At 42.4% G+C, this 15,877-nt stretch carries 10 protein-coding genes and 1 pseudogene; 4 read left to right on the top strand and 7 right to left on the bottom strand.

Features of this window, described 5'->3' with window-relative positions; translation table 11 throughout:
• Nucleotides 1–86 precede the first annotated feature (86 nt).
• Nucleotides 87–2,357: pseudogene (gene metE / locus ACEYKX_RS01215) on the bottom strand (5-methyltetrahydropteroyltriglutamate--homocysteine S-methyltransferase).
• A gap of 469 nt (nucleotides 2,358–2,826) precedes the next feature.
• Here metE and ACEYKX_RS01210 point away from each other — a divergent pair.
• The 4 genes from ACEYKX_RS01210 (at nucleotide 2,827) to ACEYKX_RS01195 (ending at nucleotide 8,390) form a co-directional block, all read left to right on the top strand.
• On the top strand, nucleotides 2,827–5,019 hold the full coding sequence (locus ACEYKX_RS01210; protein WP_373766920.1) for a TonB-dependent siderophore receptor: 2,193 nt from the start codon (nucleotides 2,827–2,829) through the stop codon (nucleotides 5,017–5,019).
• A 67-nt stretch (nucleotides 5,020–5,086) separates the two neighbouring features.
• Nucleotides 5,087–6,793 (top strand): ABC transporter ATP-binding protein/permease, encoded by a 1,707-nt coding sequence (locus tag ACEYKX_RS01205; protein ID WP_373766919.1) that lies wholly within the window; start codon nucleotides 5,087–5,089, stop codon nucleotides 6,791–6,793.
• A 59-nt stretch (nucleotides 6,794–6,852) separates the two neighbouring features.
• Nucleotides 6,853–7,779, top strand: coding sequence for a LysR family transcriptional regulator (locus ACEYKX_RS01200; protein ID WP_373766918.1), 927 nt, complete (start codon nucleotides 6,853–6,855; stop codon nucleotides 7,777–7,779).
• A gap of 158 nt (nucleotides 7,780–7,937) precedes the next feature.
• Nucleotides 7,938–8,390, top strand: a complete 453-nt coding sequence (locus tag ACEYKX_RS01195; RefSeq protein ID WP_373766917.1) for a pyridoxamine 5'-phosphate oxidase family protein — start codon at nucleotides 7,938–7,940, stop codon at nucleotides 8,388–8,390.
• Nucleotides 8,391–8,507: 117 nt separating this feature from the next.
• Here ACEYKX_RS01195 and carB read toward each other — a convergent pair whose 3' ends face one another.
• The 6 genes from carB to carA all read right to left on the bottom strand — a co-directional run bounded on the left by carB (nucleotide 8,508) and on the right by carA (nucleotide 15,641).
• Complete coding sequence (carB, locus tag ACEYKX_RS01190; RefSeq protein ID WP_373766916.1) at nucleotides 8,508–11,717, bottom strand: carbamoyl-phosphate synthase large subunit; 3,210 nt, start codon at nucleotides 11,715–11,717, stop codon at nucleotides 8,508–8,510.
• Nucleotides 11,718–11,811: 94 nt separating this feature from the next.
• Nucleotides 11,812–12,171: an endonuclease domain-containing protein gene (locus ACEYKX_RS01185; RefSeq protein WP_373766915.1), complete on the bottom strand. Its 360-nt coding sequence runs from the start codon at nucleotides 12,169–12,171 to the stop codon at nucleotides 11,812–11,814.
• A 120-nt stretch (nucleotides 12,172–12,291) separates the two neighbouring features.
• A complete protein-coding gene (locus ACEYKX_RS01180; RefSeq protein WP_373766914.1) occupies nucleotides 12,292–12,747 on the bottom strand; it encodes a hypothetical protein in 456 nt (151 codons plus the stop codon).
• Between the two features lie 21 nt (nucleotides 12,748–12,768).
• Nucleotides 12,769–13,578: a hypothetical protein gene (locus tag ACEYKX_RS01175; protein WP_373766913.1), complete on the bottom strand. Its 810-nt coding sequence runs from the start codon at nucleotides 13,576–13,578 to the stop codon at nucleotides 12,769–12,771.
• A 91-nt stretch (nucleotides 13,579–13,669) separates the two neighbouring features.
• Entirely contained in the window at nucleotides 13,670–14,512 is an 843-nt protein-coding gene (locus ACEYKX_RS01170) for a PhzF family phenazine biosynthesis protein (RefSeq protein ID WP_373766912.1), read from the bottom strand.
• Between the two features lie 4 nt (nucleotides 14,513–14,516).
• A complete protein-coding gene (carA, locus tag ACEYKX_RS01165; protein ID WP_373766911.1) occupies nucleotides 14,517–15,641 on the bottom strand; it encodes a glutamine-hydrolyzing carbamoyl-phosphate synthase small subunit in 1,125 nt (374 codons plus the stop codon).
• Nucleotides 15,642–15,877 lie beyond the last annotated feature (236 nt).

The following is a 15,877-nucleotide window of genomic DNA, read 5'->3' as shown; positions in this document are numbered from 1 at the left end:
ATTCTAACGAAATGAGGACATTAATACCATCAACCCCTTAAAAAACAAGGGCATCAATTCGATGCCCTTTGAATGAATGTTGAAAATTACGTTAATTCCGCCCTCAATTTCTTCGTGACGTCCACCATCACTTGCAACTGTTCGATGGTTTCTTTCCAGCCACGGGTTTTTAAGCCGCAGTCCGGGTTGACCCATAAACGTTCTTTTGGCACCACTTTCAAGGCTTTACGCAACAGATGTTCGATCTCTTCTGCTTTGGGTACGCGTGGGCTGTGGATGTCGTACACACCAGGTCCGATGTCGTTAGGGTATTTGAAGTCGGCAAAAGCGGTGAGTAATTCCATATCGGAGCGTGAGGTTTCAATGGTAATCACGTCTGCATCTAAGCCAGCAATCGCAGGTAAAATGTCGTTGAACTCGGAATAACACATATGGGTATGGATTTGGGTGTCATCTTGTACGCCCATATAGCTTAAACGGAAAGCTTCGCCTGCCCATTGCAAATAAGCGTCCCAATCTGACCGCTTGAGTGGTAAGCCTTCACGAATAGCAGGTTCATCAATTTGGATCACTTTGATCCCTGCCGCTTCTAAATCCAACACTTCGTCCGATAACGCCACGCCGATCTGTTTGCAGACCGTTGAGCGTGGAATATCGTTACGCACGAACGACCATTGTAAAATCGTCACAGGACCTGTCAGCATTCCTTTCATCACTTTGTTGGTGAGGCTTTGGGCATATTGCGACCAACGCACCGTCATCGGTTCAGGGCGAGCCACATCACCATAAATCACAGGCGGTTTGACACAGCGTGAACCGTAACTTTGCACCCAGCCGAATTTGGTAAAGGCAAAGCCGTCAAGTAATTCGCCGAAATATTCCACCATATCGTTACGTTCCGCTTCGCCGTGAACCAGCACATCTAAGTCTAACTCTTCTTGGCGGCGAACCACATATTCAATCTCTTTTTTCATCGCCGCTTCGTAATCCGCAAGGTTTAAATCGCCTTTCTTAAAGCTCGCACGGGCGTGGCGGATTTCGCTGGTTTGTGGGAATGAACCGATATTTGTCGTTGGTAACAGCGGTAAGTTTAGCCACGCATTTTGCTTCGCAATACGTTCTGCAAATGGCGATTGACGGCGATCCGCCCCTTCAGGCAAGTTGGCTAAACGTGCTGCCACTTCTACACGGTGGATCTCTTTTGATGTTGCTCGGGCATCAGCCGCCGCTTGGCTTGCGTCTAATTGTGCTTGTACCGCTGCACGACCTTGCTCAAGTGCGGTCTTAATTACCGACAATTCTTCGATTTTTTGTAGCGTAAAGGCAAGCCATTGATAAAGTTCAGGTTTATTCGCTTGTAGTTGCGTTTCCACCGCTAAATCATAGGGCGTATGCAACAATGAACAGCTTGGGGCAATCCATAAACGTTCACCTAATTTCGCCTTTAACGGCTCAAGCAGATCTAACACTTGATTTAAGTTCGCACGCCAAATGTTACGCCCGTCAATCACCCCGGCAGAAAGCACTTTGCTGTAATCTTCAAAGGCGGCAAGCTGTTCAGGCGAACGGATTAAATCTAAGTGCAAGCCATCAACCGCCAAGCCTTTGAGCAACTCTGCGTGTTCTGCCACCGAACCGAAATAGGTCGCTAATAACAATTTCGCATTCACTTGGCTTAATTCCGCATAGACCGCTTAATAAGCCGCCAGCCATTCTGCCGGTAAATCTAAGGCTAAAGCAGGCTCGTCAATTTGGATCCATTCCGCACCTTCTGTTGTAAGTGCGGTTAAAATTTCACGGTAAACAGGCACAAGTTTGTTTAATAATTCAAAGCGATTGAAGGCTTCACCTTTCTCTTTGCCTAACCAAAGGAAAGTTAATGGCCCGACAATCACCGGTTTGACATTCAAGCCTAAGGCTTTCGCTTCACGGATTTGATTGACGTAGTGAGCAGGGTTGGCTTTAAATTCGGTGTTTTTGTGGAACTCTGGCACGAGATAGTGGTAGTTGGTATCGAACCATTTGGTCATCTCAATGGCAAATTGATCTTTGTTACCACGAGCGAGTTGGAAGTATTGAGAAAGCGTTAAATTTTGGCTGTCAAACCCAAAACGAGCAGGAATTGCTCCCGTTGCCACTTGCAGATCTAAAATATGATCGTAAAAAGTAAAATCGCCCACCGCCACGAAATCAGCATTGGCTTCTGCTTGGTGTTTCCAATTTTTTTCACGCAAAGCTTTAGCTAAATCTAATAAATCTTGTTCTGCAATTTCACCACGCCAGTAACGTTCTTGTGCAAATTTTAATTCACGTTTCGCCCCAACGCGTGGAAAGCCTAGAATGTGGAATGTTGTCATGATGTTCTCCTGTGATATTTTGTAAAACCGTATTTAGACGTTTAGCCGTCTAAATGTCTGAGAACATCATCTATAAAACAAGATGATTAATCAACTTCATAATTTTCATTTTTATTATGAAAATTATTAATAAACTAAAGAAATATCGTTGAAAATGGCTAACGTGTTGAAACCTTTACGTAGTTAATGACGGACAATACTTAGCGACACAATAGCAATATCACCGCTGATACTCTCTGATGCACCGACGTAAACAAGCGGTACGATCATCACGAAAATTTGCAAATAGTCGGAAAGATTTTTCCTTATAAAAAAGGAACAACTCAACGGAGAATGATAAAACACGAGATAAAATTCAGCTTTTAAAAGAACGGTAAATAATTGAAATAGCACTTTTCTTAAAATTGAAAATAATTATCAAAATCCCTAGAATCAAAGTTCGATTTTTTTATAACTATTTGTAACTATTATGAACACAACCTCTTTTAAGCTTTCACTCATTGCAACATTTATTGTCTCTTCTGTCATGGCTGAAACCACCGATTTAAGCACCGTTGAAGTCACCGCCGCCAGCGGCAATACCTTAAGCGAACACAGCAAATCGCTAACGGCTTCGGCAATGTCCACAACAACAGGTTTAGTTCTTTCTCCAAAAGAAACACCACAGTCCGTCAGCGTCGTGACTAAAGCACATTTAGATCAACGTGCTATTGATAATATGCAAGATGCTTTAAAAACGACAACTGGTGTGAATGTGATTACTGATGCTGGTTACTATCGCTTCCAATCCCGTGGGTTTTATATTGACCAAATTGAAGAAGATGGTATTTCAAGCACAGTACGAGGATCAAATGCAAATACGTTCCGCGATCCGCAAAGTATGACGGATTTAGCCGTTTACGATCATATTGAAGTCGTGCGCGGTGCAACAGGGCTTACGCAAGCTAATGGCGAACCGGGCGGAACCATTAATGCGGTACGTAAACGTCCGACTTCCGAATTTCAAGCAAACGGCAATTTCAGTTTTGATACTAACAACAAGGCTCGTACTATGACGGACATTTCAGGCACGATTGGAGCTGGAGTGCGTGGACGTTTAGTGTCGGTCTTAGAAAATGATCCAACGGATAAAAATCTACTATCCGATAACAATAAACGCCTTGTTTATGGTGTTATTGATATGGAAGTCGGTTCAAACAGCCAATTCACGCTTGGCGGTTTATATCAAAATACCCATACGACCCCGGATGTATTCGGCATTCCGATGGGAGTAAACGGTAGTGAAAGCGGATTAGCTCGTGATACTTATTTAGGCTATAACTGGAATAGAGATAAGAGCCGTAAACTTAATTTATTTGCGGAACTTGAAACCTTCTTTAATGAAGATTGGAAATTGAATAATAAAATCAGTTACACCCAAAACAATAACACCAACCAATTCGGCTACTTAGCCGCAACCAGTACCGCTTATACGGGTTTAGTTCGTGGTAATACAATAAACACAAATAATTTACAACGTTACGATAACGAAGGAAATCAATTTGTCTTTCAAAGTAACTTAACCGGTAAATATCAATTATTAGGACGCAAACACGATATTTTCCTAGGTTATACCTATAATCGTGAATATAACGACTCTCGTTGGCGTCGTGTTCGTAGTAGCTCTGCCTATGATCCATTTACCTTTACAGGAACAGAAATTGCCGAACCGAATTGGAGTACAGACTATAACGATCAAACCTTCTACGATCGTACGATTTACTCTAACTCAGTTTCGTTCGGGACACGTTTTAATATTTTAGACAATCTCCATCTATTAGCAGGTACTCGCTATACTCAATGGAAACGTATCGGTAATACCAATTACGACTGGTGGAATAATGCACTTGATACCGATGCGGATGAACATTCACATTTAAAACGCAGTCGTTTTGTGCCTTACTTCGGTTTAACCTATGATCTTAATGAAAACAATAGCTTATATTTAAGTTATACCAGTATTTTCAAACCGAACAGCTCAACGGATCGCGACGGTAATGTGCTAAAACCGGTATTAGGCAACAACCAAGAAATCGGCTGGAAAGGCGAATGGTATAATGGACAGCTTAATGCAACTGTGGCGTTATTCCAAATTAACCAAAAAAACCGCCCTGTCTATATTGATGATGCCACCCATAAAAATGGGGGATATTACGGCACATTAGGTGAAGTACGCAGCCGTGGTGTTGATGTCGAAATTTCAGGAAAAATCACAGACGATTGGCAACTCTTTGCAGGTTATACATTTAACCAAAACAAATACTTAGAAACGGAAAGTTCTCGCTATTTAGCTGGAACAAATTATAGTAAACATACACCGAAGCATATGTTCCGCTTTTATACCGACTATAACTTACCGTTTGATAGCAAAAAATGGTCGATTGGTGCAGGGGTGATGATGCAAAGCGAAACGGATAGTTTATACTCGGTCAAACAAGGCGGTTATGCGATTTGGGATGCCAATATCCGTTATCAAGTCAGCAAACATATTGCGTTAGGGATTGTCGGAAAGAATTTAACTAACCGCAAATACTATGAAAATAACCGTGTCAGAACTTTGGGCATTAATAATTTCTACGGTCAGGAACGCACCGTTGTCTTTAACTTAGACTGGAAATTTTAATCGGTAAATTTTCACTCGGAACAGACCGCTTACAAGCGGTCTGTTCTTTTCTCTTTTTTGCAAAACGATGAAAACACTTCGACATTTCAAACAACTTGCTACGCCATTTTGGTTTCGCCGCCAGCAATGGTTTGAGTGGCTATTACTTGTAGCAATGCTTGGATTTGCCCTTTTGATTATTAGGGTAAGCGTATGGATTACTGAATGGAATAAGCTTTTCTACGATGCCCTAGCCGATTTCAACGGCAAAGTGATTCCTCAACTAGTGCTAAATTATTTGAGTTATATTACGTTGATTGTTGCTTTTATTGTGTTTGGCAACTGGCTGCGAAAAATTCTGATTTTCCGTTGGCGAGAACATTTGACCAAGCAATTTCAGCAACAATGGCTAAACCAACACAATCACTACCGTTTAACTTTTTCAAACGATATTGATAACCCTGATCAACGGATTGCTGAAGACTGTTTTTTATTAGCTGAGCAAAGTATCGACTTATTCAAATATTTTGTGATGAATGTAGCCAAATTAGGGGCTTTTATCACGATTTTATGGCAAATGTCTGGCGTACAACAGTTTTCTTTTGCGGGAGTGGATTGGACTATTCACGGCTATTTAGTTTGGATTGCATTGCTTTACTCTCTAATTTGTACGCTTTTTATGCATTTTATCGGACATAAATTACAAGGTTTAAATGTTGAGCGTCAGCATAAAGAAGCAGACTATCGAGCAACTTTATTGCATATTCGCGACAATTCGGAGCAAATCGCCTTTTATCACGGTGAAAAACAGGAAATTTCACGATTATCTGCTCGTTTTCAGGGGATCAAACAGAATTGGTTTGACTTAATTAAACGAGAAATGAAAGTCGAAACCTTCTCCGCCACTTACCTACGTTTAAGCCTGTTTATTCCAATTTTAGCAACCTTGCCGATGTATCTTGCCAGAACAATGACATTTGGCGATATGATGCAGGCTCGCAGTGCATTTTCCAATGTGCAAGACGGTTTCGGTTGGTTTATGGATTACTATAAACGTTTGATTGAATGGTCGGCAGTAATTAAACGTTTAGCCGATTTTCAGGAACGTTTAACCCAATTGGAGCAACAAAGCACATCACACATTATTTCAGATGCTGATTGTCGCCTTGAAGTAGATCATCTCACCGTTCAAACACCACAAGGCAAACCGCTGTTTGCAAATTTTTCACTCAAACTGACCGCTTGCGATTGGGTTTTACTAGAAGGAAAAAGCGGTATTGGTAAATCTACACTACTCAGAACCTTAGCGGGTTTATGGCAGTATTATCAAGGCGATATTCGTCTTCAAGCTCGTTCTTTCTTATTTTTACCACAAAAGCCTTATTTAGCGGAAGACAGCTTACGAGCCGTGTTAAGCTACCCCGATGAACCGCTTAATGATGATGTCAGATTGCAATGCCTTTTAAAACAAGCTGGCTTACCGCATTTAGCAGCTTCGCTCAATGAAGTACAAGAATGGCAAAAACGGCTTTCAGGCGGTGAACAACAACGAATCGGCATTGCAAGAGCCTTATTACATCGCCCTGATATACTTTTTTTAGATGAAGCGACAAATCAGCTGGATGAGGACTCCGCTATGTTATTAATGGCATTATTACAACGCGAATTAAAAGAGAGCCTATGTATTGCCATCAGCCATCAATTGAAAGTGAAATCCCTGTTTCCACATCAAATCAGCATACCAGTACACCATAACAAGCGGTCGGATGTTGAGAACATTTTGCAAAACTTGTAATCAAGCAGGATCACAGATAATATTCATCTTACCGTTCTGTTTAATGAATATCTCTCATCATGAAACCAATCTTCCTTGAACTTCGTCACTTGAAAACATTGCAAGCATTGAAAGAAAGCGGCAGCGTCTCTTTGGCCGCCAAACGGGTGCATTTAACCCAATCGGCGCTTTCCCATCAAATCAAACTGCTTGAAGATCAATATGAATTAACCCTGTTTGAGCGCAAAACGCAGCCGATTCATTTTACTGCCGCCGGCGAACGTTTAATTCAGTTAGCCAATGATATTTTGCCTAAAGTTATTGAAGCTGAATTGGACTTAGTGCGGATTAAACAAGGCGAAGCGGGGGAATTGCGTATTGCGGTCGAATGCCATACTTGCTTTGATTGGTTAATGCCGGCAATGGATACCTTTCGACAACGTTGGGGACTGGTTGAATTGGATATCGTGTCGGGCTTTCATACCGATACCGTCGGGTTATTATTGAGTCGTCGTGCGGACTGGGCGGTAGTTTCCGAAGCGGAAGAAACCGCCGGTATCGTGTATAAACCGCTCTTTTCCTATGAAATGGTCGCCATTTGTTCGAAAGATCATCCGTTGGCGCAAAAAGACATTTGGGAACCCGAAGATTTTCGTGAAGAAACCTTGATTCATTATCCGGTCCCTGACGATATGTTGGATTTATTGCGCAAAGTGTTACATCCGGCCGGGATTAATCCTGCCCGCCGAACAAGTGAACTGACCATTGCCATTATTCAATTGGTTGCCAGTAAGCGGGGAGTGGCTGCTCTGCCTTATTGGGCGGTAAAACCTTACCTTGAACGAGGCTATGTCGTTGCCCGAAAAATTACACAACACGGCTTATACAGCAACCTTTACAGCGCTATTCGAGAGACTGATTTGAATAAAGCTTATATCGATGATTTTCACCATACCGTTAAATCGGAAAGTTTTGCAACACTACCGGATTTATTGGTATTGGAATAGTATGAAAATAGGCTTGAAGGCAGTCTCACTCAATCATTGACAAAACACACAGAAATTTAAGAAAACTATTGTATCTTTGATGGGTTAGCGGTATATTTTCTCTGTCATGGATTGCATTTTAGGCTTACCTCAACTTCATTTATAATAAGGATGCGACTATGCAAAAACGGATCACGTCTTTTATTCAAAAAAAATATTTATGCACGATTTGTTGCTCTCAACATGATCGCCCTTGGGCAAATGCGTTTTACTATGTTTTTGATGAAGAGAACCACCGTTTAATTTATATCAGCAGTAGTGAAACTCACCATGCCCAAGTCATGTTAAAAAATCCTTATGTTGCCGGCACGATTTTTTGTCCGACACGTTTCAATCCTTCTCTTCAAGGTATTCAATTTACCGGAATAGTTCGCCTGCTTGAGGGAGAAAAAGCAACGATTGCCAAAGATCTCTATAAAAAAGAGTATCAACACGAATTAATCGATCAATTACCTGTTTGGGAAGTATCACTGGATTATGTGAGAATGATCGACCACTCTTTAGGCATGTTCGGTACCGTCGAATGGCGATTGGGCGAGCCTGAGAAAGGCGCTTTTGATGGTATCGATTGATTACTGACACCTCTTTATGAGCGACTTACACTACAAACTTCCCCCAGTAGTTATTTTGTCTGCTATGTCAACAAAAATGGCACATATTGTGCCATTTTTTGACGTTGCGCTATTTGTTTAGTAGCTCAGCCCTTGATGCAACTCCTGCACCGAATACACATCAAATTCATTAATATGTTTTACCGCTTCAGAAATCGCATCAGCACCCGCAATCGTGGTATACACCGGTACACGTTGTTGCAGAGCTGTGCGACGGATTGAGTGGCTGTCGGCAATGACTTCAGGCTCACCGTTTACGGTGTTGATGACCATCGCAATTTCGTTGTTTTTAATCGCATCCACGATATGCGGTCTGCCTTCACGCACTTTATTCACGATTTGGGTCGCAATACCGTTTTCGCGTAAGAATTTTGCCGTGCCTAAGGTTGCACATAAGCCGTAGCCTTGCTCTTGTAAGCGTTTTGCGACATCCAATAAGCGTGGTTTGTCGTTGTTATCCACCGATAAGAACACTTTTCCGGTTCTTGGAATACGCTCACCTGCACCTAATTGTGCTTTAAAGAAGGCTTCGGCAAAGGTTTCGCCCACGCCCATGACTTCACCTGTCGAACGCATTTCAGGGCCTAAAATCGTATCTACGCCCGGGAATTTGATAAATGGGAAAACCGCTTCTTTCACGAAGTATTTTTGTGGGATCACTTCTTCAAGGGCATTAAGTTCCGCTAGGCTTTCTCCAGCCATTACACGAGCCGCAATTTTGGCTAACGGCTGACCTGTCGCTTTGCTCACAAACGGCACGGTACGGCTGGCACGAGGGTTTACTTCAAGAACATATACCACATCATTTTGCACAGCAAACTGCACATTCATTAAGCCTTTCACCCCAAGGGCAAACGCCATTTCTTTGGTCTGTCTGCGAATTTCATCGAGGATCTCACCGCTTAACGAGTAAGCAGGTAGAGAACACGCCGAGTCGCCACTGTGGATCCCGGCTTGTTCAACGTGTTGCATAATACCGCCGATCACCACGTTTTCGCCGTCACAGATACAGTCCACATCGACTTCAATCGCATTGTTCAAGAAGTGGTCGAGCAAGATCGGGCTGTCGTTAGACACAGACACCGCTTCACGCATATATTTGTTCAATTCTTCATCATTATAGACGATTTGCATTGCTCGTCCGCCAAGTACATAAGACGGGCGAACCACCAACGGATAACCCACTTCATTTGCCAACGCCACCGCTTCTTGTGCATTGCGAGCCGTGCGGTTAGCTGGTTGTTTTAGGTTCAAATCGTGTAGGATTTTTTGGAAGCGTTCACGGTCTTCCGCTGCATCAATGCTGTCTGCTGATGTGCCGATAATGTTCACGCCGTTTTCGTGTAAAGCATTTGCCAGTTTTAACGGTGTTTGACCGCCATAGTGAACAATCACGCCCCACGGCTGTTCTACACGCACCACTTCCAACACATCTTCCAGCGTTAATGGCTCGAAGTACAAGCGGTCAGAAGTATCAAAATCCGTCGAAACGGTTTCAGGGTTGCAGTTCACCATAATGGTTTCATAGCCGGCTTCACGCAAGGCAAGGGAAGCGTGAACACAGCAGTAATCGAACTCGATCCCTTGTCCGATACGGTTTGGACCACCGCCTAAAATCATCACTTTTTTACGATCAGACGGGTTCGCTTCGCACTCTTCTTCGTAAGTAGAATAGAGGTAAGCCGTATCAGAAGCAAACTCCGCCGCACAGGTATCGACACGTTTGTAAACTGGCAGAATACCAAGGGTATGACGATAGTCACGCACCGCTTTTTCGCTGACTTTGGTGAGCTGGGCGATACGTTTATCCGAGAAACCTTTGCGTTTTAAACGACGCAATTCTTCACGCTCCAAATCGCTTAACTGTTTTTTCTCAAGAGAAAGCTCTTCTTGCACCAGATCTTGAATTTGAATTAAGAACCACGGATCGATTTTTGAATAGTGATGAACTTCATCTAAGCTAAAACCTGCACCAAAGGCATCGGCAACATAAAGAATACGGTTCGGACCTGGGTTTGCCAGTTCACGACGGATTTTTTCAGGTTCTTCCGATAGCAAGTTAAAACCACAAATCCCCGTTTCTAAGCCACGCAACGCTTTTTGTAAGCTCTCTTGGAAAGTTCTTCCCATTGCCATCACTTCGCCGACAGACTTCATTTGTGTGGTTAAACGGTCGTCTGCATTCGCAAATTTTTCAAAGGCAAAGCGTGGAATTTTGGTCACGACATAGTCAAGGGTTGGCTCGAAAGACGCTGGAATTAAACCGCCCGTAATATCGTTACGCAGTTCATTTAAGGTATAACCTACTGCTAATTTTGCCGCCACTTTCGCAATTGGGAAGCCCGTCGCTTTAGACGCAAGGGCAGAAGAACGGCTCACACGAGGGTTCATTTCAATTACGATCATTTCGCCGTTTTCAGGGTTGATCGCAAATTGCACGTTTGAGCCGCCCGTATCCACGCCGATTTCACGTAACACGGCTAAAGAAGCGTTACGCATAATTTGATATTCTTTGTCGGTCAAAGTTTGTGCAGGCGCAACGGTAATGCTGTCGCCCGTATGCACGCCCATCGGGTCAAAGTTCTCAATCGAACAGACGATAATGCAGTTGTCCGCCTTATCACGCACCACTTCCATTTCATACTCTTTCCAACCGAGTACAGATTGTTCAATCAACAACTCGTGGGTTGGTGACGCTTCAAATCCCCGTTCGCAAATCGCTAAAAATTCATCACGGTTATAAGCAATACCGCCACCTGAACCGCCCATTGTAAATGATGGACGAATTAATGTTGGGAAACCGACCGCTTCCTGTGCTTTCAAGGCTTCTTCAAGGGTGTGAGCAATAAAAGATTTCGGGCAAGACAAACCGATTTTCTCCATCGCTTGTTTGAAACGACCACGGTCTTCCGCCTTATCAATCGCATCTTCACTCGCCCCGATCAGCTCAACATTGAACTGTTTTAACACTCCATTACGAGATAAATCTAAAGCACAGTTTAATGCCGTTTGACCGCCCATTGTCGGCAAAATCGCATCAGGACGCTCTTTTTCGATGATTTTCGCCACCGTTCGCCACTCAATCGGTTCAATATAGGTCACGTCCGCCATATTCGGATCGGTCATAATGGTCGCTGGGTTTGAGTTCACCAACACCACTTTATAGCCTTCTTCACGCAACGCCTTACACGCCTGCGCCCCTGAGTAGTCAAATTCACACGCTTGCCCAATGACAATCGGACCAGCACCAATAATTAAAATCGTGTTTATATCTGTACGTTTTGGCATAGTTTTTTCTCTGTTGTTGAATTTGGTTGTCTTTTAATATCCGCCACTATTTAATCCCCTCCCCCGCTTGCGGGGGAGGGCTAGGGTGGGGGGACTAACGTTCATCGGACTTTGTTAATGTCCATAATTGTTCTAATACGCTATCAGTTTCTCGTAATACTTCCGAATTCCAAAAACGAATAATGGTAAATCCTTGCTGTTCTAAAAATGCGGTTCTCTTTTTATCATATTCAACTTGATCAGCGTGTTGTCCGCCATCAAGCTCAATGATCAATTTCTTGTCGAAAGAGAGAAAATCAACAATATAATTTCCTACAATTTTCTGCCGACAAAATTTCACGCCATTAAGTTGCTTTCTTCGAATTTTGGACCATAGCAGTTTTTCTGCATCGGTCATCTCAGCTTTTAATTGTTTTGAATATATTTTTAGTTGCTGTGGCTCTCGCTCTCTCATTTTAGTTAGCTCCCCCCCACCCTAACCCTCCCCCGCAAGCGGGGGAGGGGACTTGAATACAAGCGGTCACTTCTTCACAAAATTTTGCAAATTTTTTATCAGATCTCACCGCTTGTCTTTTTATAAATATCTTCTTGAATGTGGTTTACAAGGCATTTTAGGTATAAAAGGCTTCCACTCAAGTGTATTCAAATTAATCTCCAACGTATCTAAGACCTTTTGTGTATCAAAATATCGTCGAGCAGGTAAACCACCTGTTTCAGTCAAACTCAGCCAAGCATTTGGAATACAAATCTCTGCATATTCTGAAAGTGTAATAACTTTTTTACCTTTATATTTATCACATTGTTCTGTAAACATTCCTGATACTTTGGCAATTAAAAATGCTGTCCCTTTTGGTACTTTATGCGTATCTGTTGCATACACTGGATTATGATTTTTTACTGCGAGCAAATAATCAATGTTTTTAATTCGACTTTTATTAATATCCCAATAACCAGAACCGCCTTCTGTTTCCAGCATATCTAGATTTATTCCCGTATATAACACTATTGTTTCATTTTGCAAATTTTTCATCAAATCTTACCGCTTGTACGATTATTCAGATTTTATATTTTCTTTTTTATAGGCGTATTTTATCGGATTGCTCGCTCCGCGTTTACGATACTTATCTGGTAAACGTTTACGTAAATACTTTTTAATAATATTTTGATAGAGCTGGTTATCTTCTGCTATTAATTCGCCAGTGAATCCATAGCGTTCAGCTCGATCATGAGGTAATTCTGGAAAGTTTTCTTTTGTGGCAGCGCGCCATTCTTTGGGAATGAGTACACCAATAATAAGCCCTTTTTCTACAGCAAGTACATATTTAGCCTGCTTTGCTCTTTCTACATCGAGTCTCCACGCTAGCCGTACCGCATCATAGATAGAGCCTTGTGAAATCGAACGATTAATACTAATAATGAGACATCTATCATTTTCATCAATTTCAGCAAAAGGAGCGTTATATTTTTCTTCAATTTGAAATGCGTTCATTGCACCACATTCATTATTACCATGCCCGCCCTGAATATTTGATAATCCTGGATAAGCATCAATAAGAGCACCTTCGACTTCATGAGCAATTGCATGTGTCATGTTATGGCGATGAATTATATGAATAACACGCAACCCTGCACGGCGAATTTCTCTGATTCGAGAATACTTCAAAGAAATATCATCCTGTTCTTCATCGCCATCAAGCTCTTGATCGTATTTGACCTCTGTTTTTACATGTTGGAAAACTCGATTGTTTTTACCTTTTCCTACGTAAAAGGTTTCCCCGTTTCTTGGATCAACTAAGCGATAAACATAAAATTTCAGTTCTTGGCAAACCTCTGGAGAAAAATTTTCTATATCTTTATTCATATATTTACCTACTATTATCTAGTATTTATTTTTTACAAGCGGTCACTTTTTCACAAAATTTTACAAATTTTCCGCAAGATCTCACCGCTTGTTACGGTAATTTAAATACCCCTTCTCCGACTTCAATCACTTGTCCGCCGACATAGATTGTTTGGTTATCATCCAATCTTAGCGTTAGACGGTTTGGTCTGCCCATTTGGTCGCCTTGGTGAATGTGGCGAGCAAGGGGAAATTTGCCTTGTGAAAGGAAATAAGCCCCCAAATTTGCACAGGCAGAACCTGTTCCACTGTCTTCTAAAATGACACCATTGTCGGCATAGAAGAAACGGGCATAGATTTGTTCGCCTTCTTCACACCACAAATAGATCACTGTATGCTCTTGATCCGCTTGGCAAATGGTTGCTAATTCAGCGTAATCAATACGAACCTGCTCAATCGCTTTACGATCAAAGGCTTGTAACAAAAGTTGTGGCGATCCGCTATTGAGCCAGTAGGCTGTATCGGCAATCGCTGTTTCACTTAACCCTGTCGCTTTGGATAGTTGCTGATGTGTGGCTTTGCTTGGCTGTATAGCGTAGCCGTCAATCGCAAGCTCCATCTTCGTATTTTTTCCGAATAATCTTACCGCTTTCGATTTTGTGTTGAGCGTAAAGCGTTCGGGCAAATGGCGTTGTTGCTGTAACACATAAGCACAACCTAAGGTCGGGTGCCCTGCTAATGGCAGTTCATAAGCAGGTGTGAAAATACGTAAATCCGCCTCTGCCGTTTGTGAGCTAAAAGCAAAGACCGTTTCGCTCAAATTGAACTGTTTGGCGATCTGTTGCATTTCTTCATCGCTCAGCCCATCAGCTTGGGGAAATACGGCTAACGGATTTCCACCAAAGTGTTGTTCGGCAAAGACATTGACGAGTTTGAAAGGGTATGTGCGAAACATTTGTTTACCCTTTCGCTTTTCTCAATTCATTAATAAAGCGGTCAAACAGGTATGCCACATCGTGTGGACCTGGGCTGGCTTCTGGGTGTCCTTGGAACGAGAATGCCGATTGATCGGTGAGTTCAATGCCTTGTACTGTGCCGTCAAAGAGTGAGCGGTGGGTGACACGAACGTTAGCCGGCAAGCTGGCTTCATCAACTTCAAAACCGTGGTTTTGGCTGGTGATCAGTACGTTTTGTGTATCTAAATCTTGTACAGGGTGGTTTGCACCGTGGTGTCCGAATGCCATTTTCTTCGTTTTGCCACCAGCGGCTAATCCGAGTAATTGATGTCCTAAACAGATACCGAAAATCGGTTTTTTGGTTGCCAATAATTTTTGAATAGCGGTAATCGCATAGGTACAAGGCTCTGGGTCGCCCGGGCCGTTAGATAAGAAAATACCGTCCGGATTTAAGGCTAATACGGCTTCTGCGGAAGTCGTTGCCGGCACAACGGTAATACGACAACCACGCTCAGCAAGCATTCTTAAAATATTACGTTTTACGCCAAAATCGTAAGCGACAACGTGAAATTCAGGATTAGTTTGTTGCACATAACCTTTGCCGAGTTGCCATTCGCCTTCCGTCCATTGATACAGCTCTTTACAGGTCACTTCTTTGGCTAAATCTTGCCCAGCCATTGAGCCGAAACTGTTGGCAAGTTCAAGGGCTTTAGCCGCATCATCACCGACATAAATACAGCCTGCTTGTGCGCCTTTATCACGCAAAATACGGGTTAAACGGCGTGTGTCAATGTCGGCGATTGCGACGATTTTATGTTTAACAAGATAATCAGAAAGCGAAGAGTTCGCACGGAAATTGCTATGAATAAGGGGAAGATCACGAATAATTAAACCTGCGGCATACACTTTATCGGCTTCTTCGTCTTCGTTATTTGTGCCGGTATTGCCGATGTGCGGATAAGTTAATGTGACAATTTGATTCGTGTATGAAGGATCGGTGAGAATTTCTTGGTAGCCCGTCATTGCGGTATTGAATACCACTTCGCCAATGGTATGTCCGTGATAACCAATAGATTTTCCATGAAAAACAGAACCGTCGGCAAGAACTAAAATGGCAGGTTCAAACATGATATATACTCCTAATCGTTGAAATTGTTCGCTTTCACTTTGAAAGCCGCCTAATCTTCTTTAGTCAGGAATAGGCGGCTAAGTGTACTAAAGCAAACGTTTGCATTCAAGCTAAACTTTGACAGCATAAGGTAATAATGCAAAAAACTGAGAAATTATGCAGTAATTCTGCATTTTTATTCAAATTAAGGCAAGCAATTTTAAAATTTATTTTGTCACACGCGACAAGCGGTTAA

Source organism: Glaesserella sp. (genome assembly GCF_041817755.1).
Lineage (GTDB): Bacteria > Pseudomonadota > Gammaproteobacteria > Enterobacterales > Pasteurellaceae > Glaesserella.
The sequence above is the reverse complement of the archived record's forward strand: the minus strand, read 5'-3'. Positions and strand labels throughout refer to the sequence as shown.